The 15935-nt window shown below is 69.9% G+C and carries 14 protein-coding genes; 9 read left to right on the top strand and 5 right to left on the bottom strand.

From position 1 onward, the window contains the following. The first annotated feature begins 31 nt into the window (after positions 1–31). From AC1DCG_RS08695 to AC1DCG_RS08675, 5 genes are all read left to right on the top strand, one after another. Positions 32–1609, top strand: coding sequence for a sodium/sugar symporter (locus tag AC1DCG_RS08695; protein ID WP_477029611.1), 1578 nt, complete (start codon positions 32–34; stop codon positions 1607–1609). Next, entirely contained in the window at positions 1600–2517 is a 918-nt protein-coding gene (locus AC1DCG_RS08690; protein ID WP_477029610.1) for an SMP-30/gluconolactonase/LRE family protein, read from the top strand. The genes AC1DCG_RS08695 and AC1DCG_RS08690 overlap by 10 nt, the downstream gene beginning before the upstream one ends. 17 nt (positions 2518–2534) lie before the next feature. Then, entirely contained in the window at positions 2535–3260 is a 726-nt protein-coding gene (locus AC1DCG_RS08685) for a FadR/GntR family transcriptional regulator (protein ID WP_165259247.1), read from the top strand. A 97-nt stretch (positions 3261–3357) separates the two neighbouring features. Beyond that, positions 3358–4494, top strand: a complete 1137-nt coding sequence (locus tag AC1DCG_RS08680) for an efflux RND transporter periplasmic adaptor subunit (protein WP_477029609.1) — start codon at positions 3358–3360, stop codon at positions 4492–4494. Between the two features lie 9 nt (positions 4495–4503). After that, on the top strand, positions 4504–7608 hold the full coding sequence (locus tag AC1DCG_RS08675) for an efflux RND transporter permease subunit (protein WP_477029608.1): 3105 nt from the start codon (positions 4504–4506) through the stop codon (positions 7606–7608). Between the two features lie 44 nt (positions 7609–7652). On the opposite strand, the gene AC1DCG_RS08670 is transcribed toward AC1DCG_RS08675, so the two are convergent. Continuing rightward, positions 7653–8993 carry an aminotransferase-like domain-containing protein gene (locus tag AC1DCG_RS08670; protein WP_477029607.1) on the bottom strand — a complete coding sequence of 447 codons (1341 nt, stop codon included), beginning with the start codon at positions 8991–8993 and terminating at the stop codon, positions 7653–7655. 61 nt (positions 8994–9054) lie between these two features. On the opposite strand from AC1DCG_RS08670, the gene AC1DCG_RS08665 reads away from it, so the two are divergent. Further along, entirely contained in the window at positions 9055–9468 is a 414-nt protein-coding gene (locus tag AC1DCG_RS08665) for a DUF983 domain-containing protein (protein WP_165259252.1), read from the top strand. On the opposite strand, the gene AC1DCG_RS08660 is transcribed toward AC1DCG_RS08665, so the two are convergent. Together AC1DCG_RS08660 and AC1DCG_RS08655 are read right to left on the bottom strand one after the other, a co-directional pair. Beyond that, the gene (locus AC1DCG_RS08660; protein WP_477029606.1) at positions 9465–10010 is read right to left on the bottom strand and encodes a hypothetical protein; all 546 of its coding nucleotides are present in this window, start codon (positions 10008–10010) and stop codon (positions 9465–9467) included. The genes AC1DCG_RS08665 and AC1DCG_RS08660 overlap by 4 nt on opposite strands. A gap of 92 nt (positions 10011–10102) precedes the next feature. After that, positions 10103–10414 carry a polyhydroxyalkanoic acid system family protein gene (locus AC1DCG_RS08655; RefSeq protein ID WP_058346591.1) on the bottom strand — a complete coding sequence of 104 codons (312 nt, stop codon included), beginning with the start codon at positions 10412–10414 and terminating at the stop codon, positions 10103–10105. A 114-nt stretch (positions 10415–10528) separates the two neighbouring features. Between AC1DCG_RS08655 and didA the strand changes: the two genes are divergently transcribed. The 3 genes from didA (at position 10529) to AC1DCG_RS08640 (ending at position 13285) form a co-directional block, all read left to right on the top strand. Further along, complete coding sequence (didA, locus tag AC1DCG_RS08650; RefSeq protein ID WP_165259255.1) at positions 10529–10750, top strand: DNA damage-induced SOS-independent cell division inhibitor A; 222 nt, start codon at positions 10529–10531, stop codon at positions 10748–10750. A gap of 40 nt (positions 10751–10790) precedes the next feature. Next, positions 10791–11804, top strand: a complete 1014-nt coding sequence (gene dgcA, locus AC1DCG_RS08645) for an N-acetyl-D-Glu racemase DgcA (RefSeq protein ID WP_477029605.1) — start codon at positions 10791–10793, stop codon at positions 11802–11804. A gap of 194 nt (positions 11805–11998) precedes the next feature. Continuing rightward, a complete protein-coding gene (locus AC1DCG_RS08640; RefSeq protein WP_477029604.1) occupies positions 11999–13285 on the top strand; it encodes a dicarboxylate/amino acid:cation symporter in 1287 nt (428 codons plus the stop codon). Between the two features lie 162 nt (positions 13286–13447). Here AC1DCG_RS08640 and murB read toward each other — a convergent pair whose 3' ends face one another. After that, the gene (gene murB, locus AC1DCG_RS08635; RefSeq protein WP_477029603.1) at positions 13448–14350 is read right to left on the bottom strand and encodes a UDP-N-acetylmuramate dehydrogenase; all 903 of its coding nucleotides are present in this window, start codon (positions 14348–14350) and stop codon (positions 13448–13450) included. 150 nt (positions 14351–14500) lie between these two features. Continuing rightward, positions 14501–15919, bottom strand: a complete 1419-nt coding sequence (gene murC, locus AC1DCG_RS08630) for a UDP-N-acetylmuramate--L-alanine ligase (protein ID WP_477029602.1) — start codon at positions 15917–15919, stop codon at positions 14501–14503. Positions 15920–15935 lie beyond the last annotated feature (16 nt).

The following is a 15935-nucleotide window of genomic DNA, read 5'->3' as shown; positions in this document are numbered from 1 at the left end:
CGAAGAGCAGCCCTAAAGGGGGGAAGCCCACGTGAAGAACCTAGCAACCATCGATCTCGCCATCCTGGCGATATACGCCGTGGCGATCTTCGCCCTGGCGCAGTGGGTTTCCCGGGACAAGGGCGGCCACAAGAAGGACTCGACCGACTACTTCCTCGCGTCGAAGGCCCTGCCCTGGTGGGCGATCGGCGCCTCGCTGATCGCCGCCAACATCTCGGCCGAGCAGATCATCGGCATGAGCGGCTCGGGCTACGCCATCGGCCTGGCCATCGCCTCCTACGAATGGATGGCGGCCCTGACCCTGCTGATCGTCGGCAAGTTCTTCCTGCCGATCTTCATCAAGAACGGCATCGTCACGATGCCGCAGTTCCTGGAGCAGCGTTACGGCCCCAGCGTGCGGACCATCATGGCCGTGTTCTGGCTGGGCCTGTACGTCTTCGTGAACCTGACCTCGATCCTGTGGCTGGGCTCGATCGCCGTGCACACCGTGACCGGCATGGACCAGATGTGGGCGCTGGTCGCCATCGGCGTCTTCGCCCTGGCCTACCAGCTGTGGGGCGGCCTCAAGGCCGTGGCCCTGACCGACATCGTTCAGGTGGCCCTGCTGGTGGCCGGCGGCCTGATCATCGCCTGGCTGTCGCTGGACAAGATCGGCGGCGCCGGCGGCGTCGTGGCCGGCTTCCACCATCTGACCACCCAGTTCCCCGACCACTTCGACATGATCCTCGACCGGGCCAGCCCGCACTACAAGGACCTGCCGGGCCTCAGCGTCCTGTTCGGCGGCCTGTGGATCATGAACATCAGCTACTGGGGCTTCAACCAGTACATCATCCAGCGCGCCCTCGGCGCCAAGGACCTGCCCGAAGCCCAGAAGGGCATCGCCCTGGCCGCGTACCTCAAGCTGCTGATGCCGGTCATCGTGGTGCTGCCGGGCATCGCCGCCCTGGTGCTGGTCGACGGGACCATCAAGCCCGACCAGGCCTATCCGGAGATGATGAAGCTGCTGCCGCCCGGCCTGCTGGGCCTGGTGTTCGCCGCCCTGGTGGCCGCGATCGTCGCGTCGCTGGCCGCCAAGATCAACTCGATCGCCACCATCTTCACCCTCGACCTCTACGCCAAGGCCAAGACCGGCTCGAGCGAGCAGCACCTGGTCCTGGTCGGCCGCATCACCGCCATCGTCGCCGTGATCATCGGCATCCTCACGGCCAAGCCGCTGCTGGGCGGCGCCGAGCAGGCGTTCCAGTTCATCCAGGAGTTCACCGGCTTCTTCACGCCGGGGATCGTGGTGATCTTCATCCTGGGCATGTTCTGGAAGAAGGCCACCACCGCCGGCGCCCTGACCGCCGCCATCGGTTCGGCCGTGCTGTCGGCCATCTTCTGGTGGCTGCAGGAGCAGGCGATCTTCACGATGCCGTTCATGAACCGCGTCGGCGTGGTGTTCCTGCTGACCCTGGCCGCGGCCGTGGTCGTCTCGCTGGTCGCCCCTCAGAAGAAGGACGTCAACGTCGTCAGCCTCGACGGCGTTTCCTACAAGACCACCACCGGCTTCAACATCGCCGGCCTGGGCGTGATCATCATCCTGATCGCGCTGTACGCCACGTGGTGGTGATTTCCAGCCAGCAGCCGGCCGCGATCATCGCGGCCGGCGACGTGCTCGGCGAGGGGCCGGTGTGGGACGCTCACGCCGGCCGCCTGCTGTGGACCGACATCCAGAGCCGCCGCCTGCGCGCCTTCGATCCCGCCACCGGCGGCGTCGAGACCTTCGCCGCCCCCGAGCGCATCGGCTCGATCGCGCTTTTGCCGGGCGAGGCCAACCGCGTGATCGCGGCCTTCGAGACCGGCCTTGGCCTGTTCGATCTCGCCTCGGGCGGGGTCGAGTGGCTGCATCGCGTCGAGGCCCAGGCCAACGGCCGCCGCTTCAACGACGGCCGCGTCGACCGCGCCGGGCGCTTCTGGGCCGGCACCATGGTCGAGGACGAGGCCATCCGCCATCGCGCCGAGGCCAGCGTCTGGCGCCTGGACCATGCCGGCGACTTCACGCCCCACTTCGGCGGCGTGCAGATCGCCAACGGGCTGGCGTTCAGCCCCGACGGCAAGACCGCCTATTTTTCCGACAGCCCGCTGCAGACCATCTTCGCCTTCGACCTGGACGAGGACGGGACGCTCTCCAGCCGCCGCGTCTTTGCGGAAGTGACCGAAGGCTATCCCGACGGGGCCACGGTCGACGCCGAAGGCTGCCTGTGGAGCGCCCGCTGGGCGGCCGGGACCGTGGTTCGCCACGCCCCCGACGGCCGTGTGCTGGAGACCCTGCGCGTGCCGGCCAGCCAGCCGACCTGCGTGGCCTTCGGCGGCGACGACCTGCGCACGCTTTACGTCACTTCGGCCCGGGACGAGCTTTCCGAGGACGAATTGGTCAGACAACCGCACGCTGGCGATGTATTCGCGTATGACGTGACCGTTCCGGGTCTGCCCGAACCACGATACACAGGGGCGATTCGTTTCGCGTCCAACGTATAGAAAAGAAGACTTTGGCGATGCGCACCCAGCCTGGACTGAGCCTCACCTACGGCCTCGTGGAATCGCTTGGTCAGGCCATCGTCACCGGCGAGTACGCCGAGGTGGGCTTTCCCACCGAGGGCGAACTGTCCAAGAAGTTCGGGGCCAGCCGCACGGTGACGCGCGAGGCGGTGAAGATGCTCACCGCCAAGGGCCTGCTCAGCGCCCGCCCCCGCCACGGCACGGTGGTCGAGCCGGAAGCCAACTGGAACCTGCTCGACCCCGACGTCCTGCGCTGGCTGCTGGAGCGCAAGTTCTCGCTGAAGCTGCTGTCGGAGTTCACCGAGATGCGGCTGGGCATCGAGCCCGCCGCCGCCGCGCTGGCCGCCCGCAACGCCGACGAGGAAGGCCTCAACGCCATCCGCAAGGGCCTGGCCCGGATGAAGGCCGCCGCCGACGGCGAGGACGATCCCCTCGCCTCGGACATCGCCTTCCACATCGCGATCCTCAACGCGACCAAGAACCCGTTCTACAGCGAGCTGCACGAGCTGGTGAACACGGCGCTGCGGATCTCGATCCGCTTCACCAACCGCATCAAGGGCCGCACCGCCTCGATCCCCTCGCACGAGGACGTGGCCAACGCGATCATCGCCCGTGACGCCGTGGCGGCGCAAAGCGCCATGCAGGCCATCATCGTCGACGTGCTGGAACTGATCCGCGCGGCCTCGGCCAACGACGCCCAGACCGCGCGCAAGGAAGCCTGACCCCAGGCGTCCGCGCCTTACCCCGATTTAACTCGTCGAACCCCGTTTCTCGTCTAGAAGTCCCAGCTGGGAATCTGACGCAAAAAGGGGCGATGTCGTGGGTTACGGGTTCAAGGGGTCCTTCGGGCGCACGACGGCGCTGGCCCTGGTTCTGACGGTTTCGGCCGCCGGCCTCGCCGCCTGCGGCAAGGACAAGAAGGCCGAGGCCAAGGCCAAGAAGCCCATCGCCGCCCAGACCGTCAGCGTCTCGCCGGTCGCGGTCCTGCCGCTGCCGCGCGTCATCAACGCCTCGGGCACCATCTCGGCCTGGGAAGAGGTGCCGGTCGGCGCCGAGACCGGCGGCCTGACCGCCACGGCCGTCAACGCCGAGGAAGGCCAGTTCGTCCGCCAGGGCCAGGTGCTGGTTGCGCTGAACGACACCCTGCTGCGCGCCCAGCTGCGCCAGCAGGACGCGTCGGTGACCAGCGCCCGCGCCACCCTCGCCGAGGCCGAGGCCTCGCTGAAGCGTTCGCGCGAACTGCTGGCCAAGGGCTTCCTCTCGCAGGCCTCGCTCGACACGGCCACCGCCCGCCAGGCCACCGCCGCCGCCCAGGTCGCCGCCGCCGAGGCCGCCCGGGGCGAGACCGCCGCGCGCGTGGCCCAGGCCTCGATCCGCGCCCCGGTCTCGGGCCTGATCGTCCGCCGCAGCGTCACCAAGGGCCAGATCGTCAGCGCCGGCAACGAGCTCTTCCGCATCGTCCGCGACGGCCGCATGGAGCTGGACGCCGAGCTTCCCGAGACCGACCTTGGCCTCGTCAAGGCCGGCATGCCCGCGGTCATCACCTCCGAACAGGTGGGCAAGGCCGACGGCGCCGTACGCATCGTCACCTCCGAAGTCGACCCGCAGACCCGCCTGGGCGTGGCCCGCATCGCCCTGACGGCGATGGGCGCCTTCCGTCCGGGGATGTTCGCCCGCGCCCAGATCCAGGCCGGCGACCAGGCCTCGCCCGTGGTGCCCAGCGCGGCGATCCTCTACCGCCAGAACCAGCCCGGCGTGTTCATGGTCGACCGCAACCGCAAGGCCCAGTTCCGCAAGGTGGCGATCGTGGCCCGCACCGGCGACGTCACCGCCGTCATCGGCGTCGCGGCCGGTGAAGAGGTCGTGGTTCAGGGCGCCGGCTTCCTGGGCGACGGCGACGCCGTCCGGGTGGCCGTGCACCAGCCCGCCCCGACCCTGTCCGCCGCCAAGCGCTAGGGCCCGACGATGGACACCAACAACATCTCGCGCTGGGCGATCAAGAACCCGATCCCCGTCCTGATGCTCTTCGTCATGCTGACGATCGCCGGGGTCGCCGGCTTCATGAGCATGCGGGTCAACAACAACCCCGACGTCGACCTGCCGCTGGTGGTGGTCTCGGCCTCGCGTCCCGGCGCCGCGCCGAGCGAACTGGAGACCCAGGTCACCCGCCTGATCGAGGACTCGATCGCGGGCCTGGGCCAGGTGCGCCACATCACCTCGACCGTCGGCGACGGCTTCTCGTCGACCTTCATCGAGTTCGAACTGGGCGTCGACCACGAGCGCGTCACCAACGACGTGCGCAACGCCATGTCCAACCTGCAGTCGGCCCTGCCGCAGGACATGCAGATCCCCAACGTCACCCGCATCGACATCTCGGGCGACCCGCTGATCACCTACGTGGTGCAGGCCCCCACCCTGACGCCGGAGCAGCGCAGCTGGTTCGTCGACAACGACGTGGCCCGCACCCTGCTGGCCATCCGCGGCATCGGCGAGGTCAACCGCCTGGGCGGCGTCAGCCGCGAGATCGAGGTGGCCCTGGATCCGGACCGCCTGTCGGCCCGCGGCGTCACCGCCGCCGCCGTCAGCCAGGCCCTGGCCAGCACCAACGCCGACCTGCCCGGCGGCCGGGTGACCGTCTCGGGCTCCGAACGCGCCATCCGCACCCTGGGGGCGGCCGGCTCGGTGGAGCAGCTGCGCGAGACGCGGATCCCGCTGTCGGGCGGCGGCACCGTGCGCCTGGGCGACCTGGGCACGGTCACCGACCGCTGGGCCGAACCGCGCAACCGCGCCCGCTTCGACAACCGCGAGGTCGTGACCTTCAACATGGTCCGTTCGCGCGGCGCCAGCGAGGTCAAGGTCGCCGAGAAGGTGCGTGAGGCGGTCAAGAAGCTCGACGAGGAGCATCCCGAACTGACGATCTCCGAGATCACCTCGAACGTGAAGTACATCGAGGAAAGCTACTGGGCCTCGCTGGAGGCGCTGGGCCTGGGCGCCCTGCTGGCGGTGCTGGTGGTTCTGCTGTTCCTGCGCGACTGGCGCGCCACCTTCCTGGCGGCCGTGGCCATCCCGCTGTCGCTGCTGCCGACCTTCGCGATCATGGCCCCGCTGGGCCAGTCGCTGAACGGCGTCACCCTGCTGGCCCTGTCGCTGACCGTGGGCATCCTGGTCGACGACGCCATCGTCGAGATCGAGAACATCGTCCGCCACATGCGCGGCGGCAAGTCGCCGTACAACGCGGCGATGGAGGCGGCCGACGAGATCGGCCTGGCCGTGGTGGCCACCACCTTCACCATCGTGGCGGTGTTCGCGCCCACCGGCTTCATGCCCGGGATCATCGGCCAGTTCTTCAAGGCCTTCGCCCTGGCCGCCTGCGTCTCGGTGCTGTTCTCGCTGCTGGTCGCCCGCATGCTGACGCCGCTGATGGGCGCCTATATGCTCAAGCCGCACCACAAGCCCGACACCGACCCGTTCTGGATGCCGGGCTACCTGCGCGCCCTGCAGTGGTCGCTGAACAACAAGTGGAAGGTGCTGGTCATCGGCTTCGTGACCTTCGTCGCGTCGCTGGCCCTGATCCCGCTTCTGCCCTTCGAGTTCCAGCCGGCGGCCGACCGCGGCCGCGCCCCGTTCTCGATCGAGCTGCCGCCCGGCGCCACGCTGGACGAGACCGACGCCGTCGCCCAGGAGGTCACCCGCAGGCTGGAGGCCCGTCCGGAGGTCAAGGGCGTCTACGCCTCGGTCGGCAACGACGGGGTCAACAAGGCGCGGATCACCGCCGACCTCGTGCCGAAGGGCGAGCGGATGAACCAGCAGCAGTTCAGCCGCCTGATGGTCGACCAGTTCAAGGCGATCCCCGGCGCGCGCATCGGCGCGGGCAACAACAGCGGCGGCGGCCCCGGCGACGGCGGCAGCTACACCCTGCGGCTGGTCGGCGACGACGGCCCCGAACTGGAAGCCGCGGCCCGCAAGGTCGAGGCCGAGATGCGCGGCGTTCAGGGCCTGGCCAACGTGGTCAACACCGCCTCGATCGCTCGTCCCGAGATCATCGTCACCCCGCGTCCCGACCAGGCCGCCCGCATGGGCGTCTCGGCCGGCGCGATCTCGCAGGCCGTGCGGGTCGCCACCATCGGCGATATCGACCAGTCGCTGCCCAAGTACAATCTGGGCGACCGCCAGGTGCCGATCCGTCTGCGCCTGACGCAGAACGCCCTGGGCGACCTGTCGGTGCTGGAGACCCTCAAGGTGCCGTCGGCCACCGGCGCCTCGGTGCCGCTGAACGCGGTGGCCGACATCCGCTTCGGCGCGGGTCCCTCGCAGATCAGCCGCCAGGACCGGTCTCGCGTGGCCGAGATCACCGCCGAGCTCGACGGCATCGTCGTCGGCGAGGCCTCCAAGCGGGTGCATGCCCTGGACTCGGTCAAGAAGCTGCCGAGCGGCGTCAAGGAGGTGGCCGCCGGCGACGCCGAGTTCATCGCCGAGATGATGCAGGGCTTCATCATGGCCCTCGTGACCGGCCTGCTGCTGATGTACGTCGTGCTGGTGCTGCTGTTCCGCAGCTTCGCCCACCCGGTGACCATCATGGCCGCCCTGCCGCTCGCCATCGGCGGCGCCTTCGCCCTGCTGAAGCTGGTCAACAGCAGCTTCTCGATGTCGAGCCTGATCGGCATCCTGATGCTGATGGGCATCGCCGCCAAGAACTCGATCCTGCTGGTCGAGTACGCGATCATGGCGATGAAGGACGGCATGACCCGGCGCGAGGCGCTGATCGACGCGGCCCACAAGCGGGCCCGGCCGATCCTGATGACCACCGTGGCCATGGGCGCGGGCATGGTGCCCGTGGCCGTCGGCTTCGGCGCCGATGTCGAGTTCCGGGCTCCGATGGCGATCACCGTCATCGGCGGCCTGATCACCTCGACCTTCCTGTCGCTGCTCTACATCCCGGTGGTGTTCGTGTTCATGGACCAGCTGAAGAACTGGTCGAACAAGCTGCTGGGGCGGTTCTTCCACCACTCCCACCACCACCCCGCCCACGGCGCGCACCAGGAAGAACCGGTGCTGGTCACGCGGGACTGACGACCAAGGGGCGGACTTTCGGGTCCGCCCCTTTTTCGTGCGCCTCAGGTGAAGGACGCGGCCACGCGCCGCAGGGCCGAGGCTAGCACCGCCTGCTTGCCCGGCGCGCCGAGCGACAGCCGCGCCCCTTCGGCCTGGACGCCAGGCGCGGCGAACAGCGAGGCCGAGGCCAGCGACAGACCCTCGGCCGAGCCTCCGACGGTCCGATCCAGCCAGACATGCAGGCAGCCCACGGGTCCGACGGCCAAGGGCAGGATCTCGGCCGCCAGGGCCCGGCGGGCGGCGGCCTCGGCGCGCACCCCGGCCAGGATCGCCTCAGCGGTCCCGTCGCGGATCCAGGCGGCAGCCACGGCCGCCATCAAGGGCGGAGGCATCTGGCACAGGGCATGGCCGGCCGCCGCCAGCCGCTCGGCGCAGGCCGGATCGGGCGCGACGACGTAGGCGATGCGCAGGCCCGGCGTCAGGGCCTTGGCCAGGGTCGCCACGTGCCAGGTGCGCTCCGGAGCCAGCGCGGCCAGCCCATCGGGAGCCTGTTCGGGCAGACGGCCATAGGCGTCGTCCTCGACGAGGCGGGCGCCGGCCGCCGCGCACGCCTTCACGACGGCCGCCCGCCGTAGCGGCCCCATCGTCGCCGTGGTCGGGTTCTGCCAGGTGGGCGTGACCACCACCAGCCGCGCGCCGGTGGCCGCCAGTCGCTCGGCCAGGGCTTCGGGCATGATCCCTTCGGCGTCCATCGGGCAGGCGACAGCGCGCACGCCGCGCGCGGCCAGGGCCGCCAGCAGGCCGGGATAGGTCAGGGCTTCGACGATCACCGCATCGCCCGGCGCGGTCTCCACCGCCAGGATCGCCGACAAGGCCGCCTGCGCCCCGGCGCAGACCACGATGCGCTCGGGATCGACCGCGCCGAGGCCTGGGGCCAGCCACGCCGCCCCCGCCGCCCGCTGGGCCAGGGACCCCGGACCGGCGTGATAGGCCATCAGGGTCGCAGGATCGGTGCGGGCCAGCACCTGGGCCGTCGTCTCGCGCAGCAGCGCCGCCAGCGACAGCCCCTGCGGCTGCGGCGGCAGGTTCATCGACAGGTCGACGAACCCGGCCTCCTCCTCGCCCGCGCGCCTTCGCACGAAGGTGCCGCGCCCGGCCGCGCCCTCGACCAGTCCCTGCTCGCGGGCCAGGGCGTAGGCACGGGTGACCGTGGTGAAGTCGACGCCCAGCAGGCCGGCCACCGTCCGCTGCGGCGGCAACTGCTCGCCGGCCGAAAGCTCGCCGTCGGCGACCGCCGCGCGCAGGGCCTCGAACACCCGCCGATAGATCGGCCCCTCGCCCGCGGCGACCCGCCGCAGCCATCCGGCGCCCGCCGGCAGAACGGCGTCTCTTGCGTCGACCATCATTGATCCATACATTTATCGGAGAATGTATGGATCAATTTTCGGATTGTAGGTAGGGGTCATGACGCCCGGACACGAGTTTTTCGATCCGCCCTCGCCCATCGTCAGCGGCTTTCGCCAGCGCTGCCCGCGCTGCGGCGAGGGCAAGCTGTTCAAGGGCTTCCTGGCGCTGGCCCCGGCCTGCGACCAGTGCGGCCTGGACTACGGCTTCGCCGAGCCCGCCGACGGCCCGGCCTTCTTCGTGATGAGCGGCGTCGGCATCCTGGTGACCTTCGCCTTCGCATGGGTCGAGGTGGTCTATCGCCCGCCGATCTGGGTGCATTTCGTGACCGTGTTCCCGGCCCTGATCATCGGCTGTCTGGCGACCCTTCGGCCGGTGAAGGCCTGGCTGGTGGCCTCGCAGTTCGTCAACAAGGCCGAGGAAGGCAAGTTCGAGAGCCTCGGCCGCCACGACCACGATCCGCGGCGGCTCTAGCCTCCGCGCCGGGCCGCCAGGCGAAACAGCAGGGCCGAGGCCGCCAGCAGCGCGGCGAACAGCCCGTTGGCGACCAGGATCTCGAGGACCGCGCGCAACGACCCGCCCCGTCCGGTCAGCAGGGCCAGCGCCGCGACGGCGGCCAGCGCAAGGGCCGCGACCGCCATCGCCGTCGCCGTGCCCTGCGCCCGGAAGCGTGCGACGACGGCGCCGGCGAGCCCCAGGGCCACGACGCCGGGATAGGCCAGGTTGATCGGATCGTCCTCGCTGCCGACGATCCCGACCGCCAGGCTGGCCCAGATCATCAGGAAGGCCGCGCCGACGGCGAGCGCGGCTCCGGCCCGGTAGGCCAGGTCGCGGGTGCGCATCGCCGCCAGTTCCAGCATCAGGCCCGCCCCGCCCAGCATGGCGGCGAACAGGGCGAAGTCCCACGGGCTCCAGGCCACCTCGTCGGTGACCTGCATGGCCAGCCATGGCGCGGCCAGCAGCAGCACCGCCAGGCTCCAACCGGCCAGTCTCAGACCCTTCGCGGACAGGCTCATCGCCACGCTCCCTTCGTCCAGGACCAGGAGCATGCCCTATCCACGCCGGAGCCCCGATGGAGCCGGCGTGGATATTTCGTGCAGGCCGGCGGCTACTTCTTTTCGAGCAGCAGGGTCCCCTGCTTCTTGACCTGGCCCGTGATCTTGCCGGCGATCATGCCCAGAAGGCCCGGCAGCACGACCTCGACGATCACCACGTTGGCCGCGACGTTCAGCTTGCCGGTGATGTTCTGGCCCATGACCAGGGCCGAGAAGTCCAGCACGTCGTCGCGCCAGGCCTTGGTGACGTTGGCCAGGCCGCCGGGGATCTGCGCGCCCAGCTGTTCGAAGCCGTTCTCGATCCGTCGCTTGGCCTCGGCGACACCGAGTTCGTGCGGGATGTTGATGGTGACGGGCTTCGACATGGGAACTCCGAAAGGCGTGTTGCGCCCCTGACATAAGGATCCCGGGGGCGTTCGGCTATACGTCCAGTTCTGACGCACCAGAGGCGCAGGGTCCAAGCGTCCACGGAGGAAGCCATGACCGACATCGCCATGACCCAGTACTTCGACGCTCCCGTTCGCAGCGCCTCCGTCCGCCGGGCCCGCCCGGGCCGCCCGACCGGCGTCTGGGGTTCGGTCAGCTACGCGGGCGTGCTGCTGGTCTGGGCCGGCCTCTTCCTGATCCGCCCGCGCCTGGCCCTGCGGGTGATGGCCGAGCGCCGCGCCGACTCGCCGATCCCGCGCCTGTCCAAGCGCTGATCCTCTCGCCAAACGCGTCGAACGGCGCCAAGCCAGGGGCATGAGCCGCATCGTCGCCGTCCGCCCCGTCAGCCACCCGCTGGCCGCCCCGTTCCGCATCTCGCGCGGGGTCAAGACCGCCGCCGACGTCGTTGTGGTCGAGATCGCGGAAGGCGCCCACATCGGCCGCGGCGAAAGCGTGCCCTACGCCCGCTACGGCGAGACCGTGCAGGGCGTCGAGGCTCAGCTGGCGCCGGCGGCCCGCCTGCTCGCCATGGGCGGCGATTTCGTCGCCGCCCTGGCCTTGCTGCCGGCCGGCGCGGCCCGCAACGCCCTGGACTGCGCGATCTGGGACCTGCGGGCCAAGGCCTCGGGCGTCTCCGTAGCCGCCGCCACCGGCCTGGCGGTTCCGCCCGCGCTGGTCACCGCCGTCACCGTCAGCCTCGATACGCCGGACGCCATGGCCGCCGCCGCGCTCAAGGTCGCCGACGCGCCGCTGATCAAGGTCAAGCTGTCGGCCGAAGACCCGGCCGCGCGCCTGGCCGCCGTGGCGCAGGCCGCCCCCGACGCGGCGCTGATCGTCGACCCTAACGAGGGCTGGACCTTCGACATCCTGCGCGGCCTGGAAGACCAGCTGTCGCGCCTCAACATCGCCCTGGTCGAACAGCCCCTGCCGGCCGGCGAGGACGCCGCGCTGGAAGGCTACGCCCCGCCCTTCCCGATCTGCGCCGACGAGTCGGTGCACACCGCCGCCGACCTGCCGGCCCTGCGCGCGCGCTACCAGGCGGTGAACCTCAAGCTCGACAAGTCGGGCGGCCTGACCGAGGCGCTGGAGATGCTGCGCGCGGCCAAGGACCTGGGCTTCACCCTGATGACCGGCTGCATGGTCGCCTCGTCCCTGGCCATCGCGCCCGCCCTGCACCTGGCCGCCGAATGCGCCTTCGCCGACCTCGACGGGCCGTGGTGGCTGAAGGAAGACCATCCGGGCGGCCTGCGGGTCGTCGGCGGGCGGATCACGCCGCCGGCGCCAGGGTTCTGGGGCGACGGCGTCGAGGCCGAGGGGCTGTGGCTGTAACCCCCTTTCATCCCGTCATTCCCGCCCTTGTGGCGGGAAACCCTGGTTCCGCTCGCACATGAACTGCTTGGCAGTCCGCCCCGCTCGCCCTTGCGGCTGACAGAGGGGTTCCCGCCACAAGGGCGGGAATGACGGAGGTATGGGGAAAGTCGGTAGGACTTGACCCACCTCGCATAACGCCGTGCTCTGGCGGCATGACCGACGCTCTCGCCGACGCGCCCCCGCCCCGCAAGAACCCGCTGCAGGTCTGGTTCGGGATCTCGCTGTGGAAACGGATCCTGGCCGCGCTCGTGCTGGGGGCTGTGGTCGGCTATTTCTGGGGCGATGGCGCGACCAGCCTCAAGTGGATGGGCGACATCTTCGTGCGGCTGATCCGCATGATGGTGGCCCCGCTGGTTTTCGTGATCATCGCTTCGGGCGTGGCCCAGCTGGGCGACGCCCGGCGGCTGGGCGGCATCGGCGTCAAGACCATCGCCATGTACGTGCTGACCACGCTGGTGGCGGTCAGCATCGGCCTGACCATCGCCACCCTTCTGGGTCCCGGCGTCGGCGCCGACCTGCACAACGCCGCCCCCCAGGCCGTGGCCCCGCCCAAGTCGCCGGCCGAGCTGTTCATCGGCATCGTGCCGCTGAACCCGATCAAGGCCCTGGCCGAAGGCGAGACCCTGGCGATCATCTTCTTCGCCGTGCTGGTCGGGGCCGGGGTGATCGTGGCGGGCAAGGACGGGGAACCGGTCGCCCGGCTGCTGGCCAGCGCCAGCGAGGTGATGCTGCGCATCGTCGGCTTCGTGATGGAGGCAGCCCCGTTCGGGGTCTTCGCCCTGATCGCCGTGGTCATGGGCACGAACGGCCCCGAGACCTTCCTGCACGTGGCCAAGCTGGGGGTCTGCGTGATCATCGGGGCCGCGATCCAGACCTTCGTCACCCACGCCGCCGTCGTGCGGCTGGGGGCCTGGCTGCCGCTGCTGCCATTCTATCGCGGCTGCATGGACGCCATCCTGGTCGGCTTCTCCACCTCGTCCAGCTCGGCCACCCTGCCGGTGGCGATCCGGGTGGCCGAGGAGAACCTCGGCGTAAAGCCCTCGATCTCGTCGACCGTCCTGCCGCTGGGCGCCACGATCGGCATGGACGGCACGGCGATGTACGTCGCCATGCTGACCATGTTCGCCGCCCAGGCCTTCGGCGTGCCGCTGACCCTGGCCGACTACGCCCTGGTGGCGATCACCACCACCATCGTGGCCATGGGCGTGGCGCCGGTGCCGTCGGGCTCGCTGTTCGTGCTGGCCGCGGTGCTGGCCACCATCGGCGTCGGCCCCACCCAGACGGCGATCATCGTCGGCTTCATCCTGCCCTTCGACCGCATCCTCGACATGATCCGCACCGTGCCCAACGTCACCTGCGACCTGTCGATCGCCACGGCCGTGGCGCGCTGGGAGAAGGAGATCGACGTGGAGGAGTACCTGTCGAGGAAGGACGTCTAGCATCCTTCTCCCCTTGCGGGAGAAGGTGTCAGCGAAGCTGACGGATGAGGGGTCGCACGAACGAAAAACGCCGCGACGCCTGATCGGCTGTCGCGGCGTCTGATTGCTGAGACCCCTCTCACCCGGCCCTTCGGGCCGCCCTCTCCCGCAAGGGGAGAGGGATCAGGATCTGCCGATCCGCTTGATCTCCCAGTCCAGCTGGACGCCGGTCTTGGCCAGCACGTCGGCGCGGACCGTGTCGCCCAGGCCTTCCAGGTCGGCCGCCGTGGCCTCGCCGGTGTTGATCAGGAAGTTGCTGTGCAGCGGCGAGAACATCGCACCGCCGAACAGCTTGCCGCGCCAGCCGGCCTCGTCGACCAGCTTCCACGACGAGTGGCCCGGCGGGTTCTTGAAGGTCGAGCCGCCGGTCTTTTCGCGGATCGGCTGGGTGGTCTCGCGGCGGCTGGTGATCTCGGCCATGCGCGCCTTGATCGCGGCCGGCTCATCGGCGGTCCCCTCGAAGGTCGCGTCGAGCACGATCACCGTCTCGCCGTCCTGCAGGGCGCTGTGGCGGTAGGTGTAGTGCAGCTCGTCGACCGACAGTTCACGCACCACGCCCGCGCGGTCCATGACGCGCACGGACTTGACCACGTTGACCGTCTCGGAGCCGTAGCAGCCGGCGTTCATGATCACCGCGCCGCCGATCGTGCCAGGAATGCCGGCGTAGAACTCCAGGCCCGCGATGCCGGCCTCGGCCGCCTTGCGGGCCAGGATGGCGTCAGGCACGGCGCTGCCGGCCTTGATGCGGTTGTCGCCCAGGGCCTCGACGGTGTTGAAGCCTTTTCCTAAGCGGATGATCACGCCCTCGACGCCGCCGTCACGGACCAGGAGGTTGGAGCCGACGCCGATGGCCATCACCGGCACGGCCGGATCCAGGCCTTTAAGGAAATCGGACAGGTCCTGCTCGTCGGCCGGCAGGAACACCACGTCGGCCGGACCGCCGACGCGGAACCAGGTGAACGGGGCCAGGGCCTCGTCGATCAGCAGCTTGCCGCGCACGGCGGGGAGTTGGGTTTTCCAGGTCATCGCTTCGTCTCCCCTTCTCCCCTTGCGGGAGAAGGTGTCGTCCGAAGGACGACGGATGAGGGGTTTCTCGGCCTCGCCGCGCGACCCCTCATCCGACCGCTACGCGGCCACCTTCTCCCGCAAGGGGAGAAGGAAGGGATCGAGCGAAAACTACTTCGCCAGCGCTTCCAGCTGGCCCGGCAGGGCGTAGGCCCAGGACGTGATGTCGCCCGCGCCCAGCAGCACCACCAGGTCGCCGCTCGTCGCTTCGGCCGCGATCAGCGCCGGCAGGGCCGCCGGGCTTTCCAGCGGCAGGGCGCGGCGGTGGCCGAACTTCTTGAGGCCTTCGACCAGGTGGTCGCGGTCGACGCCCTCGATCGGCTGCTCACCGGCCGTGTAGACGTCGGCGACGACCACGGTGTCGGCGTCGTTGAAGCAGCTGGAGAACTCGGTCATCAGGTCGCGCAGGCGGGTGTAGCGGTGCGGCTGCACCACGGCGATCACCTTGCCCTGGCTGACGGCGCGGGCGGCCTTGAGCACGGCGGCGATCTCGACCGGGTGGTGGCCGTAGTCGTCGACCACGCGAACGCCATTGGCCACGCCCGTGGTGGTGAAGCGGCGCTTGACCCCGCCGAAGGCCGCCAGGCCGGCGCGGATCGCCTCGGCGTCGACGCCCAGTTCACGGGCCACGGCCACGGCCGCGGTGGCGTTGAGCACGTTGTGGTGCCCGGCCATCGGCATCTTCAGGCCTTCATAGCGGATCGTCTCGCCTTCCAGCGGCGAGATGGCGATGTCGAAGCTGGCGCCCTCGGGGCCCATCTCGACGTTCTGCACGCGCACCTCGGCCTGCGGGTTGGTGCCGTAGGTCACCAGGCGGCGGTTCTCGATGCGCGAGGTCAGGGCCTGCACTTCGGGGTGGTCGGTGCAGACGGCGGCGAAACCGTAGAACGGGATGTTCTCGATGAAGTCCTGGAAGCCCTTCTTCACCGCGTCGAAGTCGCCCCAGTGGTCCAGGTGCTCGGCGTCGATGTTGGTGACGATGGCCACCGTCGACTTCAGCTTCAGGAACGAGCCGTCGCTCTCGTCGGCCTCGACGACGATCCAGTCGCCTTCGCCGACCTTGGCGTTGGTGCCGTAGGCGTTGATGATGCCGCCGTTGACGACCGTCGGATCCAGGCCGCCGGCGTCGAGCAGCGCGGCCACCATCGAGGTGGTCGTGGTCTTGCCGTGGGTGCCGCCCACGGCGACCGAAAACTGAAGCCTCATCAGCTCGGCCAGCATCTCGGCGCGGCGGACCAGCGGCAAGCGCTTGTCGCGACCGGCGACCATTTCCGGGTTATCGGCCTTCACCGCCGTCGAATAGACGATGGCCGAGGCGCCTTCGACATTGGCCGCGTCATGGCCGACGAAGATGCGCGCGCCGAGCTTCTCGAGGCGCTCGGTGTTGGCGCTGGCCTTCGCATCGCTGCCCTGCACGGTATAGCCGATGCGGATCATGATCTCGGCGATGCCGGACATGCCGATGCCGCCGATGCCGATGAAGTGCACGGGGCCGAGTTCGAAGGGGACAGGACGTCGACGCTGGTTCATCGCGTCGGATTAGACG

The sequence above is a fragment of the Caulobacter sp. 10L414 genome (genome assembly GCF_056395525.1).
The sequence above is the reverse complement of the archived record's forward strand: the minus strand, read 5'-3'. Positions and strand labels throughout refer to the sequence as shown.

Bases quoted from the DNA above. Each gene is read 5' to 3' on its own strand.
- AC1DCG_RS08685 (WP_165259247.1), top strand. From the start codon at position 2,535: ATGCGCACCCAGCCTGGACTGAGCCTCACCTACGGCCTCGTGGAATCG.
- AC1DCG_RS08675 (WP_477029608.1), top strand. From the start codon at position 4,504: ATGGACACCAACAACATCTCGCGCTGGGCGATCAAGAACCCGATCCCC.
- AC1DCG_RS08670 (WP_477029607.1), bottom strand. From the start codon at position 8,993: ATGGTCGACGCAAGAGACGCCGTTCTGCCGGCGGGCGCCGGATGGCTG.
- AC1DCG_RS08665 (WP_165259252.1), top strand. From the start codon at position 9,055: ATGACGCCCGGACACGAGTTTTTCGATCCGCCCTCGCCCATCGTCAGC.
- AC1DCG_RS08660 (WP_477029606.1), bottom strand. From the start codon at position 10,010: ATGAGCCTGTCCGCGAAGGGTCTGAGACTGGCCGGTTGGAGCCTGGCG.
- AC1DCG_RS08655 (WP_058346591.1), bottom strand. From the start codon at position 10,414: ATGTCGAAGCCCGTCACCATCAACATCCCGCACGAACTCGGTGTCGCC.
- didA (WP_165259255.1), top strand. From the start codon at position 10,529: ATGACCGACATCGCCATGACCCAGTACTTCGACGCTCCCGTTCGCAGC.
- dgcA (WP_477029605.1), top strand. From the start codon at position 10,791: ATGAGCCGCATCGTCGCCGTCCGCCCCGTCAGCCACCCGCTGGCCGCC.
- AC1DCG_RS08640 (WP_477029604.1), top strand. From the start codon at position 11,999: ATGACCGACGCTCTCGCCGACGCGCCCCCGCCCCGCAAGAACCCGCTG.
- murB (WP_477029603.1), bottom strand. From the start codon at position 14,350: ATGACCTGGAAAACCCAACTCCCCGCCGTGCGCGGCAAGCTGCTGATC.
- murC (WP_477029602.1), bottom strand. From the start codon at position 15,919: ATGAACCAGCGTCGACGTCCTGTCCCCTTCGAACTCGGCCCCGTGCAC.